We start from the raw sequence: 18,121 nt of genomic DNA, 5'->3' as shown, positions 1-18,121 counted from the left end.
CTTGGAGGTGCGCGTCCGGGTTGGTAGCGTTCCCGGAGCCGTGACAACGCTTGAGGAGGTGAGACCCATGAACGCTGCACGCACGTGGGTGCTCCCCCTCGCCGTCATGGCCGGGCGATTGCCGTAGAGGTCGCCGGGAGCGCCTCAACACCAAGGCACTCCCGAAAGGCAACAACCCATGCATTCTGTACGTTTCACCACGGAGACATCGTCGAACGGTGTCCTCGAACGCGACTTCACCGTGGGCGACATCCCCGGCGTGCTCTGGTCGCCCGCATCCGGCTCCGAGCAAGCCCCGCTGGTGCTGATGGGTCACGGTGGCGGCCAGCACAAGAAGACGCCGGCCCTGATGGCCCGCGCCCACGACGCTGCGACCACCTGGGGTTTCACCGTGGTCGCCATCGATGCGCCCGGACACGGCGACCGCCCGCGTACGGCGGAGGACGAGCAGGCCCGCGCCGACCTCAGGCAGGCTATGGCGGCGGGCGACACCGAGCACGTCGAGTCGATCACCGCCCGGTACGGCGCCGCGGTGGCGCAGCGTGCCGTGCCGGAATGGCAGGCGACCCTGGACGCACTCCAGCACCTGCCGGAGATCGGCACCGAGGCGCCGATCGGCTACGGCGGCGGCATCACGCTGGGCACCGGGATCGGGATACCGCTGACGGCGATCGAGCCCAGGATCACGGCCGCGATCTTCGGCGGCGGGTTCGTCGTGCACGAGGCCCTGATCGAGGCGGCGAGGCGCATCACCGTTCCGGTCCAGTTCCTGCTCCCGTGGGACGACGAGCACGTCGACCGCCAATCCGCTCTCGCGTTGTTCGACGCCTTCGCCTCGACGGAAAAGACATTGCACGCCAACCCTGGCGATCACCGCAACATCCGCTGGGTCGGGATCGACAACGAGTTCATGGCCCGGCATCTCGGCCGGGTAAGCACCTCACCAGCCTGACCCGACCCGACCGGTATCGGCGTCCGGCTCCGCACCGGACGCCGATACCGCTCCCGGACCCCGTCCTTCGGCGGGGCCGCAAGCTGGGGAAGACCGCGCTCGGAGCCACGACGCAGGCATTGAGCAAGGCGATAGCGTGAATCGCATGCCGCCGCCGGAGCCCACCTACAGCGCCGCCGACATTCGGGTGCTGGAGTTCGACCAGGTCGTGCGCACGCGACCGGGCATGTATTTCGGGGTGGGCAAGGAGGACCCGCGACTGGCCACCGAGGTGCTCTGCTGCGTTCTGGCTCATGGCCTTCATCCCGCGACGAGTGTCGCCCCAGCACACGCGCTACGGATCGAGGCCGAGGTCTCCGCTGACCTCGCCTTCTCGGTGGCAGATGATCACGCCGGCCCTCCGGCGGACGACGGTCTGCCCCACTTGGGCTACCACCGTTCTCTGCTCGGCCCGGACCGCTGGCTGAGCGCCGCCGCAGCCGCCATGAGCTCGCGAGCCATCGTCGAAATCTGGCGGGACGGCCAAGGCTTCCGCCAGGAGCTCAGCCACCTGCGGCCCCTCAACGCGCCCGAACCCTTCCAGGCCCCGGCAGGCAGCGGAACCCGGATCGCCTTCGAACTCGACCGCTCGTACTTCGGCCGGGAGGCCGCCATCGCAGCCGATCTGAGCTCGCTGGACGTGCACGGCCCCTACTGCGCCGAGGCTCGCGGATCGGGACGCGTCACCATCCGAGACCTCCGCAACGGCGAGCCAAGGGAGAGCAGGTACGACTGAGGGCGAGTTGCGTCGTTCGCGCCGGTCCCGGACACGCCGGAGGCCGCTCGTACAGAGTGCTGTCGCAGCGACCTACTTGCGGTTGTACAGGCGCATGGTGAGGGTGCCGAAGACGACGATGAGGATCGCCGACGACACCAGCACCCACGTGAGCTCCCCCACATCCGGCGTCCCCGCCATCAGCGACCGGACGGCCGCCACCAGCCGCGTGATCGGGTTGAGGTTGACGAACACCTGGAGCCAGCCGGGCATCGTCGAAGGCTCGACGTAGACGTTGCTCAGGAAGGTCAGCGGGAACAGCACCAGCATGCTGACCCCCATCACCGACTTCTCGCTGCGCATCAGCAGCCCGAACATCGTCCACACCCACGAGAACGCGAACGAGAACGCCAGCAGCAGCAGGATCCCGGCCACCACCCCCACGAGGCCGCCCTGGGGGCGGAAGCCGAGGAGGAGGCCCACCAGGAGGATGACCGTCGAGGCCATCGTGTAGCGCAGGATGTCGCCGAGCAGGTAGCCCACCATGGTCGATGGGCGCCAGATCGGCAGGGTGCGGAAACGGTCGAAGACGCCCTTCTCGATGTCCTTGTTCACCTCCAGGCCGGTGTACATGGTGATCATCACGACGCTCGTCACCATGATGCCCGGCAGCAGGTACTGCAGGTACTCGGTCGGCGAGCCGGCCAGGGCGCCGCCGAACAGGTAGGTGAACATCAGCGTCATCATGAGCGGAAAAGCCGTCACGTCGAACAGCTGCTCAGGCACGTGCTTGATCTTCAACATGGCGCGCCAGCCGAACGTGATGGACGCCGACCACGCGCTAGGTCGCGGCGGTCTCGCCGTCGGGGCCAGGACCGTGCTGAGCGCCTCGGCGGCGGGTACGTAGGCGGTGGCGTTCTCGGTGGTGGTGCTCATGCTGCCTCCTCAGTGGCGGGGTGGTCGGTGAGGGCGAGGAAGACCTCGTCCAGGCTGGGCTGGCCGAGTGAGAAGTCGTCGACGACGATGCCGGCCTCGGCCAGCCGGCCGAGCGCGCGCGAGGCCTGCTCGGCGGCGGCCGCGTCGCGACCGGCGCCGGTGATCCGGGCGGTCAGCGCCACCGGGTCCGACTCCAGGTAGACGGGCGCGTCCAGCGTCTCGGCGAGTACGCGCTCGGCCTGCGGCCTGGTGGCCGGGTCGCGCAGCCGTACGTGCACCGAGCCCGCGCCGACGGAGGACTTGAGCTCGCCCGGCGTGCCCTCGGCGATGAGCCTGCCGTGGTCGATGACCGCGATCCTCGCGGCGAGCCGGTCGGCCTCCTCCAGGTATTGGGTGGTGAGCAGCACCGTGGTGCCGTGGGCGACGACGATGCGCACGATGTCCCAGACCTGGTTGCGGCTGCGCGGGTCGAGCCCGGTGGTGGGCTCGTCGAGGAAGAGCAGGTCCGGGGTGTTGAGGATGCTGGCCGCGATGTCGATCCGCCGCCGCATCCCGCCCGAGTACGTCTTGACCTGCCGCCCCGCGGCCTCCGTCAGCCCGAACGCCTCCAGCAGCTGCGCCGCCCGCTCCCTGGCGGCCGGCTTGCGGTGGCCGAGGAGGCGGCCGAGCAGGATCAGGTTCTCGGCCCCGGTCATCTCCTCGTCCACGGAGGCGTACTGGCCGGTCAGGCTCACCCGGCTGCGTACGGCGTCGGCCTCGCGCACGACGTCGTGCCCGAACACGGTCGCCTCGCCGCCGTCGGGCCGCAGCAGCGTGGCCAGCATGCGCACGGCGGTGGTCTTGCCCGCGCCGTTGGGGCCGAGCACGCCGTACACGGCGCCGGCGGGCACGGCGAGGTCGAGGCCGTCCACGGCGCGGGTGTCGCCGAAGACCTTGACCAGGCCGGAGGTCTGTATCGCCAGATCTGGCATGGTGTTCCTTTCGAAGAGAGATCAGGAGACGTACGGCTGGGCGTGCCGGCCCGCGCGCAGCGTCCTGCCCCACCAGGTGAGCTGGTCGAGCAGGGCCGCGACCGCCCGCAGGCGGTCGTCGGTGTCGCGGGGCCTGCCCTGCTCGTCGAGGTCGTCGCCGAGCAGGTCGAGCCCTACCCAGTCGCGCACGGTCACGGTGTGCAGGGCGCCGAAGACGGTACGGAGCTGCTCGACCGCGTAATGGCCGGCCGAGCCCGAGCCGTAGGACACGAACCCGACCGGCTTGCCCTGCCACTCGTCATAGGCGAAGTCGATCGCCTGCTTGAGCGAGGCGGGGAAGCTCCGGTTGTACTCGGGGGTGACCACGACGAACGCGTCCGCGCCGCCGACGGACTCGGTGAAGCGCCGCATGGCGGGCGTCGCCTCCTGCGGGTAGCAGCCGGGGAAGGCGTAGCGGGCCAGGTCGAGCACCTCGATGGCGAGGTCCTCGCGGCGGGCGGCGCGCGCGGCGAACCACTCGCCGACCGTGTCGCAGACGCGGCCCGCCCGGGTGCTGCCGATGATCACCGCGACCTGTAGCGGGTTGTCGCCGATCGTCATGTCCGCCCTCCCGTCTCGCGCCTTCACCTCTTAGGCGCCAGACGGCCCGCTAGATCCGATCTAGCGGGTCAGGCGTCGAAGCCGGCCAGGGCCTGGCGGCAGGCTCGATGGGCGACCGCCAGGGCCTCCGCGTCGGAGCGCCCCTCGCCCAGGGTCACCGCGACCGCCCCGCTCACGGCCCCGATCGCCGCCCCCACCATCGCGTACGCCGTCGCCCGGTCGATCTCGCACGCGCTCGCCAGCGCGACGGCGAGCCGCTCCAGCCGGGTGTTCGAGCGGTCGATGGTGGCCTGGGGGGAGAAGATCGGCAGCTTGTACGCCTCGCCGACGAGCCCGACGGTGAGCCCCATCTCCCAGCTGTCCGCGAGCATCTCGTCGAACGCCCGGGCCAGGAGCGCGGCCGGTCGCTCACCGGGGTCGCGCGAGCCGATCACCCGGACGCCCGCGTCCACCCGCTGGACGCTGTTGTCGTAGAGCACGTCCGCCTTGTGCCGGAAGTAGGTGAAGAACGTCCGGGTGGAGACCCCGGCCGCCGCCGCGATCTGCTCGACCGTCGTCTCCTCGAAGCCCTGCTCGTCGAACAGCCGCCCGGCCGCGTCGATGAGCGCCTGCCGGGTCTGCTGCTTCTTCCGCTCCCGCAACGACATACGGAAACATTATTGCATCCAATGCATATTTACAGGTCTGCAAGTTTGACGTAGCGTCCGCCCCATGGAGCGGACGATCGCCGTGTCGGGTCTGGTCAAGCACTTCGGGCGGACCCGCGCGCTGGACGGGCTCGACCTGCACGTGGCGGCGGGGGAGATCCACGGTTTCCTCGGGCCCAACGGCGCCGGGAAGACGACCACGCTGCGCGTCCTGCTCGGCCTGTTGCGCGCCGACGCGGGCGAGGTGCGGCTGCTGGGCGGGCATCCCTGGCGCGACGCCGTACGCCTGCACCGCCGCCTGGCGTACGTGCCCGGCGACGTCGCCCTGTGGGACGACCTGACCGGGGGCGAGACCATCGACCTGCTCGGCCGGGTGCACGGCCGCCTCGACCCGCGGCGCAGGGACGAGCTGATCGGCAGGTTCGAGCTGGACCCGGGCAAGAAGGTCCGCGTCTACTCCAAGGGCAACCGGCAGAAGGTGGCGCTGATCCCCGCGCTGGCCTCGGAGGCCGAGCTGCTGCTGCTGGACGAGCCGACCACGGGGCTCGACCCGCTCATGGAGGCCGAGTTCAGGCAGTGCCTGGGGGAGCGGCGCGGCCAGGGGGTCACGGTGCTGCTGTCCAGCCACATCCTGGCCGAGGTCGAGGCCCTGTGCGACCGGGTGAGCATCGTTCGCGAAGGGCGCATCGTCGAGTCGGGCACCCTGGCCGAGCTGCGCCACCTGACGTGGACCACGATCACCGCTCACCTCGAACGCCCGCCCGATGGGCTGGCGGGGGCGGACGGCGTACACGGTCTGGAGGTGCGCGGCACCCACGTGAGCCTCCGGGCGGACGCCGGGCGGGTCGGCGAGGTGCTCAACCGGCTGACCGCGTTCGGGCTGCGGGACATCACGGCGCAACCGGCGACGCTGGAGGAGCTGTTCCTGCGCCACTACCGGCAGGACGCGGAGCGGGCGGCGACCCGGTGACGGCCGGCCAGGAGCGATCCACATCTGGTGTGTTCAGCGGCACCCTGACGCTGGCCGGGCTCGTCGTCCGGCGGGATCGGTGGCTGCTCGCCGCCTGGGCCGCGGTGGCGGTGGCGGTGCCGCTGTTCAACGCGTACTCGCTGAGCGCGCTGCTCCCCACCCGCCAGGCCCGTGCCGACTTCGCCGTCGCCAGTGCCGCGAACCCCATCACCGCCGCCCTCCTCGGCCCCATCCACGACCTCTCCATCGAGGGCGTCGTCGCGTGGCGGTCGAGCCTGCAGAGCCTGCTCATCGCCGGGCTCGCCGGGCTGCTGTTCGCCGTCAGGCACACCCGCGCGGAGGAGGACGCGGGCCGCAGGGAGCTGATGGCGGCCGGCGCGATCGGCAGGCAGGCCCCCGTCACCGCCGCCCTCGCCGTGATCGCGGCCGTCAACGCCGCCGTCACCCTCCTGCTGACCGCCGCGCTGGCCCTCGGACCCGGCTACGACCTGGCCGGATCCCTGCTCTTCAGCCTGACGGCCGGGGCGGGCGGCCTGGTGTTCGCCGCGTGCGGCCTCGTGACGGCGCAGCTCGCCCAGAGCGCCGCCCTCGCGCGCAGCCTCGCCGTGGGGGTGCTGGTCGCCGGGGTGATGCCGGGCGTGGTGGTGCCGGACGACCGGATCGGGCTGCTCCCCGCGGGCTGGCCGCGCATCGCCGGTCCGTACGCGGAAGGCCGGTGGTGGGTGCCGCTCGTCCCGCTGGCGCTGACCGTCGCGCTCGTCCTGACCGCGTACGCGCTCTCCGCCCGCCGGGACATCGGCGCGGGCCTGCTGCCCGATCGCGGTGGCAGCACTGGACCGGTACGCGCGGGCCGGCTCCTGCGCGGCCCCGCGGCGCTGGCCTGGCGGTTGTCCGGCGGCCAGGTGGTGAGCTGGAGCCTCACCCTGGCCGTGATGTCGGTCGGAGTCGGCTGGGTGTCGGCCTCGTTCGACGCCCGGTTCGGGGACCTGCCGCTGGTGGGGGAGCTGCTGGGCAGGCTGGGCCGCGAGACGATGGGCGACGCCCTGATCGCGATCTTCACGTACGTCTTCTGCCTGGTCGTCGCCTGCCTGACCGTGGTGTGCGCGCTGCGGCCGTACACGGAGGAGAGCCGCGGGCGGGCCGCGCCGCTGCTGGCCGCGCCCACCGGCAGGACGCGCTGGCTGGCCGGGCACGCCGCGCTCGGGCTCGCGGCCCCCGCCGCCATGCTGCTGGCCGTCGGTCTCGGCACCGGGCTGGGCGCCGGCCGCCCGTGGGCGGTCCTCGCCCAGACGGGCACGACCCTGCTCTTCCTGCCCGCCGCCTGGTCCATCGCCGCTCTCACGATCGCCCTGTACGGCCTGCGCCCCCGCCTCGTGGTGCCCGCGAGCTGGACGGTGGTCGTCGCCTCGGTCGCGTTCGTGGCGCTGTGGGAGGCGAAGGTGATCGGCAGGGAGGTGTTCCTGCTGACGCCGTTCGGCTACGGCCATCCCACGATCTCACCCGGCCCGGTGGCTCCCGCGGCGTTCGCGCTGTCGGCGGCCGTGCTGCTGGTCGTCGGCGGGGTCGCGTTCCGGCGGCGGGACCTGATGGCTTGATGCGAGCAGGACCCGATCGCCTGGATCGTGGTCGTGCGCGGCGGGCAGGACGAGCGTGAAGACCGTGTTCCCCGGCGCGCTGGTCACCTCGACCCGGCCCTCGTGCGCCGCCACCACCGCCGAGACGATGGCCAGGCCGAGCCCGCTGCCCCCGGCCAGGCGCGAGCGCGAGCCGTCGCCCCGCGCGAACCTGCCGAACACGTGCGGCAGCACATGCCCGGGGATCCCCGGCCCGTCGTCGGCGACCCGGACGCTGACCTGCCCGGGGGCGAGCAGCACGGTCGTGGTGACGGTGGTGCCGGGCGGCGTGTGGGTGCGGGCGTTGGCCAGCAGGTTCGCCACGACCTGGTGCAGCCGGTCGGCGTCCCCCGAAACCAGGGCCGGCTGGTCGGGCAGGCTGATCAGCCAGCGGTGCCGGTGCGCGGCCGCGTTGGCGTCGCTGACCGCGTTCACCACGAGGGGGGACAGGTCCAGCTCCAGCCGTTCCAGCGGGCGGCCCGCATCCAGCCTGGCCAGCAGCAGCAGGTCCTCGACCAGCGTGGTCATCCGGCCGGCTTCCGAGCGGATGCGCCCGAGCGCGTGCGCCGTCTGCGGCCCGTGCCGCTCGCCGCCGCGCCCGCTCACCTCCGCGTAGCCGACGATGGAGGCCAGCGGGGTGCGCAGCTCGTGGCTGGCGTCCGCGATGAACTGCCGCAGCCTCGTCTCGCTCTCGTGCCGGACCGCGAAGGCCGTCTCCACGTGCCCGAGCATCCGGTTCAGCGCGCCGCCCACCTGGCCGACCTCCGTACGCGGGTCGGTGTCCACCTCCGGCACGCGGGTCAGCCGCACGGCGTCCCCGGTGGCGAGCGGCAGCTCGGACACCCTGGTCGCGGTGGCCGCCAGCCGGCCGAGCGGGCGTACGGCCCGGCGTACGAGCAGGGTGCAGGCGACGGCCGTCAGCGCGACGGCCGCCAGCGTCACCACGGCCTCCACCACGACGAGCCTGGTCAGCGTGGACCGGACCCCGGTGACGGGCAGCCCGGTGACCAGCAGGTCGCCGTCCGGCGCCCGGGTGCTGACCATCCGGTAGTCGCCCAGCGGGCCCAGCTCGACGGTGACGGGCGCGTTCGTGACGTGGACGAGCGAGGGCGGCGACGGGACCTCGCGCACGGAGCCGACATCGGTCAGCACGGCGGCCCGGCGTACCGCTCCCTGGCGGATCCGGGCGCCGAACGTGCCCTCCGACTGCCCGGGGAGCAGCAGGAACGACACCTCCCGCGCCTCGGGCGGCGCGCTGCCCGGCGGCAGCGCGCCGCTGGCCGAGCGGCGGGCGGCCGAGCTGACCTGGCTGTCGAGCCGGTCGATGAGGAAGTCGTTGAACAGCAGGGTCGTGGCGGTGGCGATGACGGCGGAGACGGTGGCGAGCAACGCGATCGAGGAGATCACGAGCTTCGTCTCCAGCGACATCGTCATCGTCATCGCGGAGCCCCCGGCTCGGGCCGCGCGGTCATCCGGCGGGTCTGAGCGTGTAGCCGACGCCGCGCACGGTGTGGATCATCGGCTTGCGGTGCGCGTCGATCTTGCGGCGCAGGTAGGAGATGTACAGCTCGACGACGTTGCTCTGGCCGCCGAAGTCGTAGGCCCACACCCGGTCGAGGATCTGCGTCTTGCTCAGCACCCGGCCGGGATTGTGCATGAGGAAGCGCAACAGCTCGAACTCGGTGGGCGTCAGCCTGATCTCCTTGCCGTCCCTGCTCACCTCGTGGGTCTCCTGGTCCATCACGAGATCGCCGACCACGAGCCCGGCGTCGGGCCGTGCCTGTGCCGCGCCCGAGCGGCGCAGCAGGCCGCGCAGCCGGATGACGACCTCCTCCAGGCTGAACGGCTTGGTGACGTAGTCGTCGGCGCCCGCGCGCAGGCCGGTGAGCCGGTCCTGGACCGAGTCCAGCGCGGTCAGGAACAGGATCGGCACCCCCGGCAGCACCGCCCGCAACCTGGGCAGGAGCTGGATCCCGTCCATGTCGGGCAACATGACGTCCAGGACGATGGCGTCGGGGCGGAAGCCGCGGGCCGCGCGGATGGCCTCCGTGCCGTTGTGCGCGCTGCGGACGTCCCAGTACTCCTGGCGCATGACCATGGACAGCAGCTCGGTCAGCGGAGGCTCGTCGTCCACGACGAGGATGTTGATGGAGCTGCCGTCCGGCCGGCGCACGGGCTCGGACCGGAAGCTCGGGCGGGTCGTGTGCATGTTCGTGACGATGACGTGCCTTGATGAGTGTTTGATGATGCCTGCGTATGAATCGGCTATGAGCAGCGGAAGGGCCCGGCCGAGGCCGGGCCCTTCCTATCCCTTTAAGACGCTGTCAGCGCTACCCAAGGGCATCCCCCTTCCCTTGAATCGCCTTTCAGAACAGCTTTCCGGACCAGACGTTGGCGGCGGACGCGTAGACGCTGTAGGTCTCGGCGTCGAAGTACGGCGAGCTGATGTAGTCCACGCGGTCGTTCTCGTCCTGGTCGTAGAAGGCGCTGGTGACGCCGTTCAGGTAGCCGAGCCGCTTGGCGCTGCTGTACTTCAGCAGCCACGGCCCGCCGTCGGCGCCGGCGGTCATGGAGCACTTGAGCCCGACGTGCTCCTCGATCTTCTTGGCGGCCGAGCCCACGGTCTTGGCCGTCGTCGTGCCGTAGCACCACTTCGGCGTGACGCCCGTGAACGGCTTGTTGCCGTCGGGCTGCGCGGCCTGCGGGTAGCCGAAGACGTAGTGCGCCTTCTTCAGCGGCTGGTTCCAGGCGATGCCCTGGCCGCCGACGTTGTCGCCCAGGCGGCCCGCGTCCGAGGCCTCGAGCACGTGGTAGGTGTTCGAGTCGCGGTCGTAGTAGCCGTGGTCGCCCTTGGTGGTGTCGGTGCCGGACTTGGCGCGGTCGGTGTCGTACTCGGACCTGGTCACGGTCGAGTCCTTGACCGTGACGCCGTTGTAGACCGAGACGAAGCCATAGTCGCGGTCGTAGTCCTCGTAGACGCTGTAGTCGTAGTGGACGAACGCCTGCTTGCCGACGTAGATGCCCCACGGGGTCTTGCCCTGGTAGTAGCCGGGCACGAAGACCCAGTTGTCCAGGAGCTGCTCGTCGTTGGAGGTGTCGTACACGCAGTGGCCGGCGGTGGCGACCACGTTGGCGTACTTGCCCTGGATGGACGAGGCGGAGCACCAGCGGTTCTTGCCCGCCGAGTCGACGAAGAAGACCTTGCCGATGGTCTTCGGCAGGTTCACGTTCTTCGACTTGGTGGTCGTCGTGGTGGTGCCGGTCGGCGCGACCGAGCCGGCCTTGGTGTCGGTGGAGGGCGTGCCCGTGGAGGTGAGCTTGTCGACGTCGGTGGTGTCCTCCTCGACGTAGGTGGCGGCCTTCAGGGCCGCGCCGTTGCTCTCCAGCCAGTAGGCGGCGATCCCCTTCGCGCTGGTGATGCTGACGCTCTCGGACGGCTTCACGTGTGGGGCCGCCTGCGCGGCGCCGGCCAGCGAGGCGCCGAGCAGCGCCGTGGCGGCCAGGCCGCCACCGAGGGGAACGAGGGTGTGCTTGATCTTCAAGGGGGTACTCCTTGGTCGTCGCGGGAACGCCATGAGCGTTCGGTGCGTCTATGAGGCAGGAAGCTATCCCTCTTGACCTTGGCTTTATGTCCCCTTTGTCCGGTATTAGCTGGCACACAGCGGGCCGTGATCGCGCCGTGATCCGGGGAAGATCATTTCGTCGTACGCGTTCTCCGAGGCCGGAATGGATCCTGAGAGCGCAGCCGATAAAACGCTGAGAATTACGTAAGAGAACCTATGTGTTGCAGATCACTCCGCTGCCACTGGTGCTCCTACCTGCACTTATCCAATACATAACCGCAAATCAGGCGGTTTTAAGATTCGGTCGGCAGAGTTCAGGTCAAGCGGATGACCTTCGGGGCCGAATTCAGAGGTTCGGCCAGGTCTGCCGCGGATTGGATGCTCTACTGATGCGCTTCGCCAAGCCTTTGACCGTGACCCTCGCCAGCGCGGCCCTCGTCGCCCTCCCCTTCGCGGGCTCCGCACTGGCCGATGGCGCCAGGCCGCAGCCGACGGCGACCGTGAAGGCCCCGCAGCCGACGCACTCGGCTCCCGCCAAGACCCAGGACCGGCCCGGCAAGGACGCCAGGCACCAGGAGGTTTCGCTCAAGGTGGCGGTCAACCCGAGCCGCGTGCGCGCGGGCTCCTCTTATGGCGTGACGATCGTCGTGAAGGGCTCCTCCACCGGTACGGCCACCGTGACGAGCCCCGAGGGCAAGAGCTACCGCGTCTCGCTCTCGGGCGGCCGGGCCACCAAGACCCTGTCCGTGCCCGCCAGGGCCAAGGCCGGCAGCAAGACCGTGAGCGTCAAGGTCGGCAACAAGGTCGCCACCGCTTCGTTCACCGTGGTGGCCGGCAAGGACCGGAAGCACGACGACCGTCGCCACGTCGCCAAGTAGGCAGTTAGGTAGGTGGGCCGGCGGGCGCCCTCCCCTTGCCCGTCTGAGCGGTGGGCCTGCTGATGCCCGCCCCTCACAACGGGCTTCGCCGGAGAGCGCTTCGCGCGCGAGCGCTCAGGCGCCCACATCGGGGCGCCTCCGGCGCACCCCACGCGCCTCCGGCGCACCCCACGCGCCTCCGGCGCTGTCGTGCACCCCCGGGCCTTTCGGCGCTATCGTGCACCTCCCGCGCCTTCGGCGCCAGCGCGGGCCCGCCCGTTGACCGGTTGGGTGGTGGGCCGTTCGATGCCCACCACCGACCGGCCCGCGATCCGCAACCTTGTGAACCTGAGTAGAAAGGGCCGGCCGGGTCCCTCCAGCGCCCTGGCCATCTGCGTTGCCCGGTCTCTCCGGCTTTGACCCTTGTTGCCAGGTACAGCATGGAGACTGGATCCGGGTTGACGCGGCCACCTGGTCACGCCGCGATGGCCCGCTCGACCTCGCTTCACAGCAGGATGCGGCCGATGCCCAATGTGGTGTCGATGGCCCTCGCGGCGGGATGCGGCCCATGGCGACGCGCCGTCAGCAGCCTCCAGTGCTGTGACCGGACAGGTCTGCCGGGTTGGGGACAAGCCCCGAAGAAGCGGGTACAGCACTCTCCATCGGGATGATCTTGGAGTCGATACGGTGACGTACTGCCGAAGCAGCGTCACTGAGGACACGTCCCCTGGCACCACCACCTCGGCGAGAAATCGTTCGACCACTCCCATTGGTGCTGACGTCGGCCGGACACAGGAACCTGGATGACGTGCGTCTCGTGTTTTCGGAGTTGGTGAGCAACGCTGCGGTGCACAGCCGCTCTGGCCGGCATGGCGGACTCGTCGCCTTGGAGGTGGCCGAGATCAGCGACAGGCTGTTGCGCATTGCGGTCACGGACGCGGGATCACGGACCTTCCCCCATTCCCGTCGGCCGAACAGCGAGGACGACCACGGCCGGGGGTTGCTGGTCGAGGCGGTCTCCGTCCGCTGGGGTGGGCGACGGGGCTCCATCGGAAGCACGGTGTGGGCCGAGGTGCTCACGCTGGAGGACTCGCCGTCCGCCGCTGCGCCGGAATCGTCGGTTGCCATGTTGGAGGCACGACAGGCCGACTGGGCTGGCACGCCGCATTCGGTGTGTCATTGTCCAACTGCACTGAACAGTCACTACCTGGACGCTCACTGGGCCCGAACGTAGGCGACCACTCCCAGACACGTGGAGGGCGGCACGCGGAGGTACCTCGACCAACACGTGCGCATGCGGCGACCTGGACGGTCCGAGGCCCGTGGTGGGGAGCTGGCGGGCAAATTCGGGCTGCAACGCCGTTCAGACCCCGAGAGACCTCCCTCGACCTTAAGGCCCGAAGGAATACGGAGCTGTAACGCTGACCCGCACCTGACCGGGCAGCCACAGGAAAGAGATGAACAAAATCCAACTCGGGCTGAACCGATCGGCGGTGAACGCGCATTTCACTAACGTAACAGGGTGAACGGAGGGAACAGGGATGCCGTACTTTAACCGCCTCATCGTTGAGACGGCCCGGATAGTGCGTCTGGCATTGCGAAGCTGGGCAGAAACGGGGCGGCTCTGCACGATGTTGATCGTCGCATCAGCGGTGGCCGCACTGATTCTGGCTGTCGTGTAAGCCGTGATGGGAGGGTGAGGAAGATGGCAATGCATCTCCCTCACCCGTCCTCAACTCTGTGTCACCTGTTAGCCCGATAATACCTGCGGAAGATGCTCGAGCTCGTCCAAGAGTTTCACCTGCGTCTCGCGAAACTGCTCCCAGGCATAACTGGCATGATCGAAACGCCAATTTCGGCAGGCCCTTTGCTGAATCATTCTACGGGGGGCGGACTGTAGGCATTCCCCCCTCGCGATGGAACGCATCAGTTGGCGGTCGAGAACGCTAACAAACGATCCGGCGTCTAACTGTGCGATGTTGCCTGCGCTCCACAGTTTCATGATGTCCGTCACAATCAACTCTGGAACCACGGCCATGCTGGCGACATCTTCGAAGCTCAGAGGGACATAGGCTCGGCTGGCCGGCCTGCTGTCCGAAGATATGTGCTGCCCATACCGCTCGACGATAGTGAGTATGATGCATGCCAAGCGCTGTGCCCCTGGCTTTCCCAGGCTCAACTCGAAATTTCTGGAATCCTTGAGTCGCTGGTTCGCTATGTTCTCGAGTTCCTTGACGACGTAGGGGTTCGCCATGAGCAGAGCGTTGAACAGATCTGCGTGAATCACTAACGCCGACAAATCTTGCAGGACCACGGCGGTGGTTGATCGTGGGGTTCCGCACAGCGCCCCGACCTCTCCGACGATGTCGCCTCGCCCGCGCAGGGCCACCGTGACCTCGTATTTCTCGCACTGCGGCTGAGAGAACACCTTGACCCATCCGGACAGGATGATGTAGGTGCAAGAGGACTCATCGCCCGCCTGGAAAAGGTTCTCGCCCTCCCGAATATGACGTACCTCTCCTAGAGCAAGCAACTCGGACTTGGTGACCTCATCCAGGCGTTGCCAGAAGCTGCCGCGCACAAGCGGGGCGGGCGTTCCTCCCGGAGTGTTGACGGCCGAGATGTCACCGGGTTCGCCAATGCGGTACACCGTGATCGTACGTGCGACGCGGCGCAGGTGTGCGCGATCGATTGCCTTGGCGATCTCATCTTCGACGTCTTCATCCAGCTCGATGTCAAAATCATCGCTCCCGACCAGGCGTGAGAAGAGCTTCTTGCGATTTTCGCCGTCGGAAATCGGGTAGGAATCCCAGTAGTCGCGGATGCTCATTTGGATCACTTACCTTCTGGCAGAGGGAGAGGCATTCTTTCTGTGATGTTCATCGGAAGGTTCTGGCCAGCACGTTGCGTGCTTCGTGCAACGTAGATTTCACTGTGCCGTTGCGGACGCCCAGTTGTCGCGCGATCGCTTCAATTGAATAGTCAGCAAAATAGTGTAGGTATATCATGTGCAACTGTCGAGAGGTCAGCTTGTGTAGCTCCCGTGTCACATCCAACCTGTCGCAAATAGTGCTTTCCGAGCTCTGGGTGGACGTAAAACTCTGGGCTTGTTCCAGTTTTGCAACAACCTTATTGCTTTGCAATTCCTTGCGGATGATCCCCCAGAACACCTTTTTAGCAGTTGTCATGATCCAAGCATCGGGATTCGGATGATCTTTGACTCTGTCCCACTTCTTGGTGAGCACTACGAACACCTCCTGATACACATCGTCCGCTACGGTGGGGTCAGGCCACTTGGCGCGGACATAAGCGGTGATCTTCGGTTTCATCCGCTCGGCCAGCTCCATCGCTCCCGACCAGTCGCTGCCGAGTGGCGAATATGGCTCCACTGCCATTTGATGCTTCACCAACGCCTTCAGATGGTTAGGGGGAGGGGGTGAGCCTCCGGCGAATACGACTGTCTGAGAGCTCCGAGGTGGCAAGCGGCAGGCCGGCCGATGGTATGGAGTGCGGCGGTGTCGACCTGACTGGTGCTCGTGGTCGACGAGGACGAATCGGCTTGGTCCTGTCGGCGCATGTCCCCGATGTTGGCGCTCGACTTGTATTGCACGATGTGGAGGCCAGGGTTCAGAGCATTCTTCATGATTTTTTACGCTACGGGAGGCATATCGGCGCAGATCGCCCGTAGACGCTTCAATACGTAAGGGTGAAGCAGTGAGTTCGCAGGTCAGGCCTGGTCTCGAACATGATCTTGTTTCAGTTCCGATTGGTCACGTCAGGCTTGCGACTGCGCGTACGTCTACCTCTTTGAGAGAGGGCAGCTTCGCTGTCGCACTAGTGACCCCGAGCGTCCGTACGTCAGCTTCGGTCCGGGAACGCCTTGCCTAGATGATCAATTCCAGGGGATGTCTGCGGAGGGTGTGGGGTGCGCGGCGGCCGAAGCCACCGCGAGACGGTCAGGCGGCAGGCTGCCGGCCCTGGTTGTCGAGGTGGCAGCGGGCGAAGCGGGCGGTCAGGCGTCAGGGGTGACTTCGGGGTGCGTGAACCGCACGGGCTTGCCCAGCGACCGGGCGTAGGCGATTTCGGCTCGGGTGCTGTCTCCGATGTAGTCGCCGACTACGAGCACCTCATCAGCGAGCCGGATCTTCGCCCGGTGCAGATCGTCCAGGCGAACCTTCAGCGCCTCGGCCTCGACAGGATCTGACCAAAGTTCGTGCGGCGACTTCATGTCACAGCCCGGTTTGACGACAATCTTTCCGGCTTTGGTCTCCCGCAGATCGGCCTCGGTCATCTCGGTCATGAAGCGGGTGGAGCCGCAGATCACGACGATACGCGGAAGGCTCAGCTGCTTCTTCGCGTCGGCGAGCCTCTCCTCCGGGGTGAGCACCTGCGGGTATGACACTGGTTCCTCCTGGTGATGTGGTCCAAGGGGTGCCTGCGGAGACGAGAACAAGGGCGTCCAAGATCGTTTTGTGACGAACGACGTGGACACCCTCGCGACAGCACTCTATGCAACGACCGACGACATCCTGAAGGAGCATCCTGGGCTGGCCCCAGCAGCCCGGCTACGACAAGCGGCCGCGCAAGGCCGCCGGTCTGATGCGAAGCGTCAATCGGATCCTGACCGCCACCACCTCGGGGTGGAGCGACGACGTATGGGTCGTGGACTCCACCCGGGTGGAATGCGGCCGCTCCCGCGAGACCCTCCTCGACCTCCTGACCGCCGAACGCGAGCTTGCGAGAGCGCCCCCGACAGACTCTCTTCGGCGACAAGAACTACTTCGGCCGTGGTTTCGAACGCGAACTGTCTGAGCATGAGAGTCCGGTTGCTGCGGCCTGCCCGTAACGGTGAACGGGAACGGCCTGGTGCCGCTCTGTTCAAGCCGCTGAGGCAGGTCATCGAATCAACGAGACCTTCAAGGGGGCAGCTTGACCTCGAACGGCACCGAGGGCGCACACCCGGAGGTGTCATAGCCCGCGTCAGCAACGCATCCTCGCGCTGACCGCCGTGATCTGGCACAACGACGCGACCGGACAGACCGTCCTACGCTCACTGATCGCCTACGATCACTGGCCCCTTGGAATAGCTCATCTAGAGGCGCGAGGGTAGCCGCAGAGGTAGCGGCTTCGGGTGGAGTCCGTGACGGTCCTCCAGCCGGTCGTGTCCCCGGAGGCACGAAGGCGGGTGCATCACCAGAGACCGTGTCCATGCTCGCCGGGTTCGAGGCCAGCACCCTCTCATGTGTCTGGCCGTGGCCGTCCGGCGGAGCGTGGCCGCTCGATGAAAGGTCGAGCTGGGGGCCTGCTCGATGGAAGTTCGTGCGAGAGGCCCTGCTCGATCCGAGAGCGTGCGAGAGGTGCGCTCAGGGAGCGATCGGCAGTTGCCGCTTGTGCTCGGTGAGCCGGTAGCGGCGGACGATGGCCGTGAAGGCGGCCTCGTCGACCGGCTTGCCTTCCAGGAGGTCGTCGATGTCGTCGTAGGTGACGCCGAGCGCCTCCTCGTCGGGCTTGCCCGGGTTCAGGGACTCCAGGTCTGCGGTCGGAGTCTTCAGGACCAGCGCGGTCGGCGCGCCCAGCGCCTGCGCCATGGCGCGTACGCGGCGCTTGGTGAGGCCGGTGAGCGGGGTCACGTCGGCCGCGCCGTCGCCGAACTTGGTGAAGAAGCCGGAGACCGCTTCGGCGGCGTGGTCGGTGCCCACCACCAGCCCCTCATGCGCGCCCGCCACCGCGAACTGGGCGATCATGCGCTGCCTGGCCTTGATGTTGCCGTGCACGAAGTCCTGCTGGTGCGCGTCGCGGAAGACCATGCCACCGGCCAGCAGCGCCGCCAGTGCGGCGTCGCTGGCGGACTTCACGTCGACGGTCAGGATCTGGTCGGGGCGGATGAACTCCAGCGCCAGCTGCGCGTCCCGCTCGTCGGCCTGGGTGCCGTACGGGAGCCGCATCGCGTAGAAAGTCGAGTCCCGCCCGGTGGCACGGACCCGCTCGACCGCGAGCTGGCACAGGCGGCCCGCCGTCATGGAGTCCACGCCGCCGCTGATGCCCAGCACCAGCGAGCGCAGGCCCGTGGAGGTCAGCTGGCCGGCGAGGAAGGCCACCCGGCGCTCGATCTCCTGCTCGGCGTCGAAGGACGCGCTCACCTGGAGATCCCGGGCGATCTCCTGCTGCAGGGAAGTGGACGCCAGGTCGGTCACGGTTGCTCCCTGTCTCGTATACACATCTCCGAGCCCACGAGACCCTAAGACATCTCGTATGCCG

The 18,121-nt window shown here is 68.3% G+C and carries 17 protein-coding genes and 1 pseudogene; 7 read left to right on the top strand and 11 right to left on the bottom strand.

Annotation, left to right across the window (positions count from 1 at the left end):
- Positions 1-178 precede the first annotated feature (178 nt).
- On the top strand, positions 179-952 hold the full coding sequence (locus ETD85_RS11070; RefSeq protein WP_138689558.1) for an alpha/beta hydrolase: 774 nt from the start codon (positions 179-181) through the stop codon (positions 950-952).
- Between the two features lie 145 nt (positions 953-1,097).
- Positions 1,098-1,727 carry a DNA topoisomerase subunit B gene (locus tag ETD85_RS11065; protein WP_138689557.1) on the top strand — a complete coding sequence of 210 codons (630 nt, stop codon included), beginning with the start codon at positions 1,098-1,100 and terminating at the stop codon, positions 1,725-1,727.
- 72 nt (positions 1,728-1,799) lie between these two features.
- Here ETD85_RS11065 and ETD85_RS11060 read toward each other — a convergent pair whose 3' ends face one another.
- From ETD85_RS11060 to ETD85_RS64575, 4 genes are all read right to left on the bottom strand, one after another.
- On the bottom strand, positions 1,800-2,642 hold the full coding sequence (locus ETD85_RS11060; protein ID WP_138689556.1) for an ABC transporter permease: 843 nt from the start codon (positions 2,640-2,642) through the stop codon (positions 1,800-1,802).
- Entirely contained in the window at positions 2,639-3,613 is a 975-nt protein-coding gene (locus ETD85_RS11055; RefSeq protein WP_138689555.1) for an ATP-binding cassette domain-containing protein, read from the bottom strand. Before ETD85_RS11055 ends, ETD85_RS11060 begins: the two co-directional genes overlap by 4 nt.
- 21 nt (positions 3,614-3,634) lie before the next feature.
- A complete protein-coding gene (locus tag ETD85_RS11050) occupies positions 3,635-4,213 on the bottom strand; it encodes an NADPH-dependent FMN reductase (RefSeq protein ID WP_138689554.1) in 579 nt (192 codons plus the stop codon).
- Between the two features lie 68 nt (positions 4,214-4,281).
- Entirely contained in the window at positions 4,282-4,860 is a 579-nt protein-coding gene (locus ETD85_RS64575; protein WP_206058233.1) for a TetR/AcrR family transcriptional regulator, read from the bottom strand.
- A gap of 64 nt (positions 4,861-4,924) precedes the next feature.
- Here ETD85_RS64575 and ETD85_RS11040 point away from each other — a divergent pair, with 64 nt between their 5' ends.
- Together ETD85_RS11040 and ETD85_RS11035 are read left to right on the top strand one after the other, a co-directional pair.
- Entirely contained in the window at positions 4,925-5,830 is a 906-nt protein-coding gene (locus ETD85_RS11040) for an ABC transporter ATP-binding protein (protein WP_138689553.1), read from the top strand.
- A gap of 29 nt (positions 5,831-5,859) precedes the next feature.
- Positions 5,860-7,425, top strand: a complete 1,566-nt coding sequence (locus tag ETD85_RS11035; RefSeq protein WP_138689552.1) for a hypothetical protein — start codon at positions 5,860-5,862, stop codon at positions 7,423-7,425.
- Here ETD85_RS11035 and ETD85_RS11030 read toward each other — a convergent pair.
- The 3 genes from ETD85_RS11030 to ETD85_RS11020 form a co-directional block, all read right to left on the bottom strand.
- The gene (locus ETD85_RS11030; protein WP_138689551.1) at positions 7,327-8,883 is read right to left on the bottom strand and encodes a sensor histidine kinase; all 1,557 of its coding nucleotides are present in this window, start codon (positions 8,881-8,883) and stop codon (positions 7,327-7,329) included. The genes ETD85_RS11035 and ETD85_RS11030 overlap by 99 nt on opposite strands.
- Positions 8,884-8,911: 28 nt before the next feature.
- Positions 8,912-9,652: a response regulator transcription factor gene (locus ETD85_RS11025; protein WP_138689550.1), complete on the bottom strand. Its 741-nt coding sequence runs from the start codon at positions 9,650-9,652 to the stop codon at positions 8,912-8,914.
- A 157-nt stretch (positions 9,653-9,809) separates the two neighbouring features.
- The gene (locus ETD85_RS11020; RefSeq protein WP_338087134.1) at positions 9,810-10,985 is read right to left on the bottom strand and encodes a trypsin-like serine peptidase; all 1,176 of its coding nucleotides are present in this window, start codon (positions 10,983-10,985) and stop codon (positions 9,810-9,812) included.
- Positions 10,986-11,395: 410 nt separating this feature from the next.
- On the opposite strand from ETD85_RS11020, the gene ETD85_RS11015 reads away from it, so the two are divergent.
- Together ETD85_RS11015 and ETD85_RS67470 are read left to right on the top strand one after the other, a co-directional pair.
- Entirely contained in the window at positions 11,396-11,884 is a 489-nt protein-coding gene (locus tag ETD85_RS11015; protein ID WP_138689549.1) for a hypothetical protein, read from the top strand.
- 751 nt (positions 11,885-12,635) lie between these two features.
- Positions 12,636-13,097: an ATP-binding protein gene (locus ETD85_RS67470; RefSeq protein ID WP_420847247.1), complete on the top strand. Its 462-nt coding sequence runs from the start codon at positions 12,636-12,638 to the stop codon at positions 13,095-13,097.
- 516 nt (positions 13,098-13,613) lie between these two features.
- Here ETD85_RS67470 and ETD85_RS11005 read toward each other — a convergent pair.
- From ETD85_RS11005 to ETD85_RS10995, 3 genes are all read right to left on the bottom strand, one after another.
- Entirely contained in the window at positions 13,614-14,693 is a 1,080-nt protein-coding gene (locus ETD85_RS11005) for a Crp/Fnr family transcriptional regulator (protein WP_138689548.1), read from the bottom strand.
- Between the two features lie 49 nt (positions 14,694-14,742).
- Positions 14,743-15,258 (bottom strand): RNA polymerase sigma factor, encoded by a 516-nt coding sequence (locus ETD85_RS11000; protein ID WP_138689547.1) that lies wholly within the window; start codon positions 15,256-15,258, stop codon positions 14,743-14,745.
- A gap of 617 nt (positions 15,259-15,875) precedes the next feature.
- Complete coding sequence (locus tag ETD85_RS10995) at positions 15,876-16,265, bottom strand: hypothetical protein (protein WP_170246621.1); 390 nt, start codon at positions 16,263-16,265, stop codon at positions 15,876-15,878.
- Positions 16,266-16,389: 124 nt separating this feature from the next.
- Here ETD85_RS10995 and ETD85_RS67465 point away from each other — a divergent pair.
- A pseudogene (locus ETD85_RS67465) lies at positions 16,390-16,973 on the top strand (hypothetical protein).
- A gap of 253 nt (positions 16,974-17,226) precedes the next feature.
- Here ETD85_RS67465 and nadE read toward each other — a convergent pair.
- Positions 17,227-18,057: an ammonia-dependent NAD(+) synthetase gene (nadE, locus tag ETD85_RS10985; RefSeq protein ID WP_138689545.1), complete on the bottom strand. Its 831-nt coding sequence runs from the start codon at positions 18,055-18,057 to the stop codon at positions 17,227-17,229.
- Between the last annotated feature and the right edge of the window lie 64 nt (positions 18,058-18,121).

Origin of the sequence: Nonomuraea zeae, assembly GCF_005889725.1 — a bacterium.
GTDB classification, from domain to species: Bacteria; Actinomycetota; Actinomycetes; order Streptosporangiales; family Streptosporangiaceae; genus Nonomuraea; species Nonomuraea zeae.
The sequence above is the reverse complement of the archived record's forward strand: the minus strand, read 5'-3'. Positions and strand labels throughout refer to the sequence as shown.

Excerpts from the sequence above, each read along its gene's own strand:
- ETD85_RS11070 (WP_138689558.1), top strand. The coding sequence starts at position 179 with ATGCATTCTGTACGTTTCACCACGGAGACATCGTCGAACGGTGTCCTC.
- ETD85_RS11065 (WP_138689557.1), top strand. The coding sequence starts at position 1,098 with ATGCCGCCGCCGGAGCCCACCTACAGCGCCGCCGACATTCGGGTGCTG.
- ETD85_RS11060 (WP_138689556.1), bottom strand. The coding sequence starts at position 2,642 with ATGAGCACCACCACCGAGAACGCCACCGCCTACGTACCCGCCGCCGAG.
- ETD85_RS11055 (WP_138689555.1), bottom strand. The coding sequence starts at position 3,613 with ATGCCAGATCTGGCGATACAGACCTCCGGCCTGGTCAAGGTCTTCGGC.
- ETD85_RS11050 (WP_138689554.1), bottom strand. The coding sequence starts at position 4,213 with ATGACGATCGGCGACAACCCGCTACAGGTCGCGGTGATCATCGGCAGC.
- ETD85_RS64575 (WP_206058233.1), bottom strand. The coding sequence starts at position 4,860 with ATGTCGTTGCGGGAGCGGAAGAAGCAGCAGACCCGGCAGGCGCTCATC.
- ETD85_RS11040 (WP_138689553.1), top strand. The coding sequence starts at position 4,925 with ATGGAGCGGACGATCGCCGTGTCGGGTCTGGTCAAGCACTTCGGGCGG.
- ETD85_RS11030 (WP_138689551.1), bottom strand. The coding sequence starts at position 8,883 with ATGACGATGACGATGTCGCTGGAGACGAAGCTCGTGATCTCCTCGATC.
- ETD85_RS11025 (WP_138689550.1), bottom strand. The coding sequence starts at position 9,652 with ATGCACACGACCCGCCCGAGCTTCCGGTCCGAGCCCGTGCGCCGGCCG.
- ETD85_RS11015 (WP_138689549.1), top strand. The coding sequence starts at position 11,396 with ATGCGCTTCGCCAAGCCTTTGACCGTGACCCTCGCCAGCGCGGCCCTC.
- ETD85_RS11005 (WP_138689548.1), bottom strand. The coding sequence starts at position 14,693 with ATGAGCATCCGCGACTACTGGGATTCCTACCCGATTTCCGACGGCGAA.
- ETD85_RS11000 (WP_138689547.1), bottom strand. The coding sequence starts at position 15,258 with ATGGCAGTGGAGCCATATTCGCCACTCGGCAGCGACTGGTCGGGAGCG.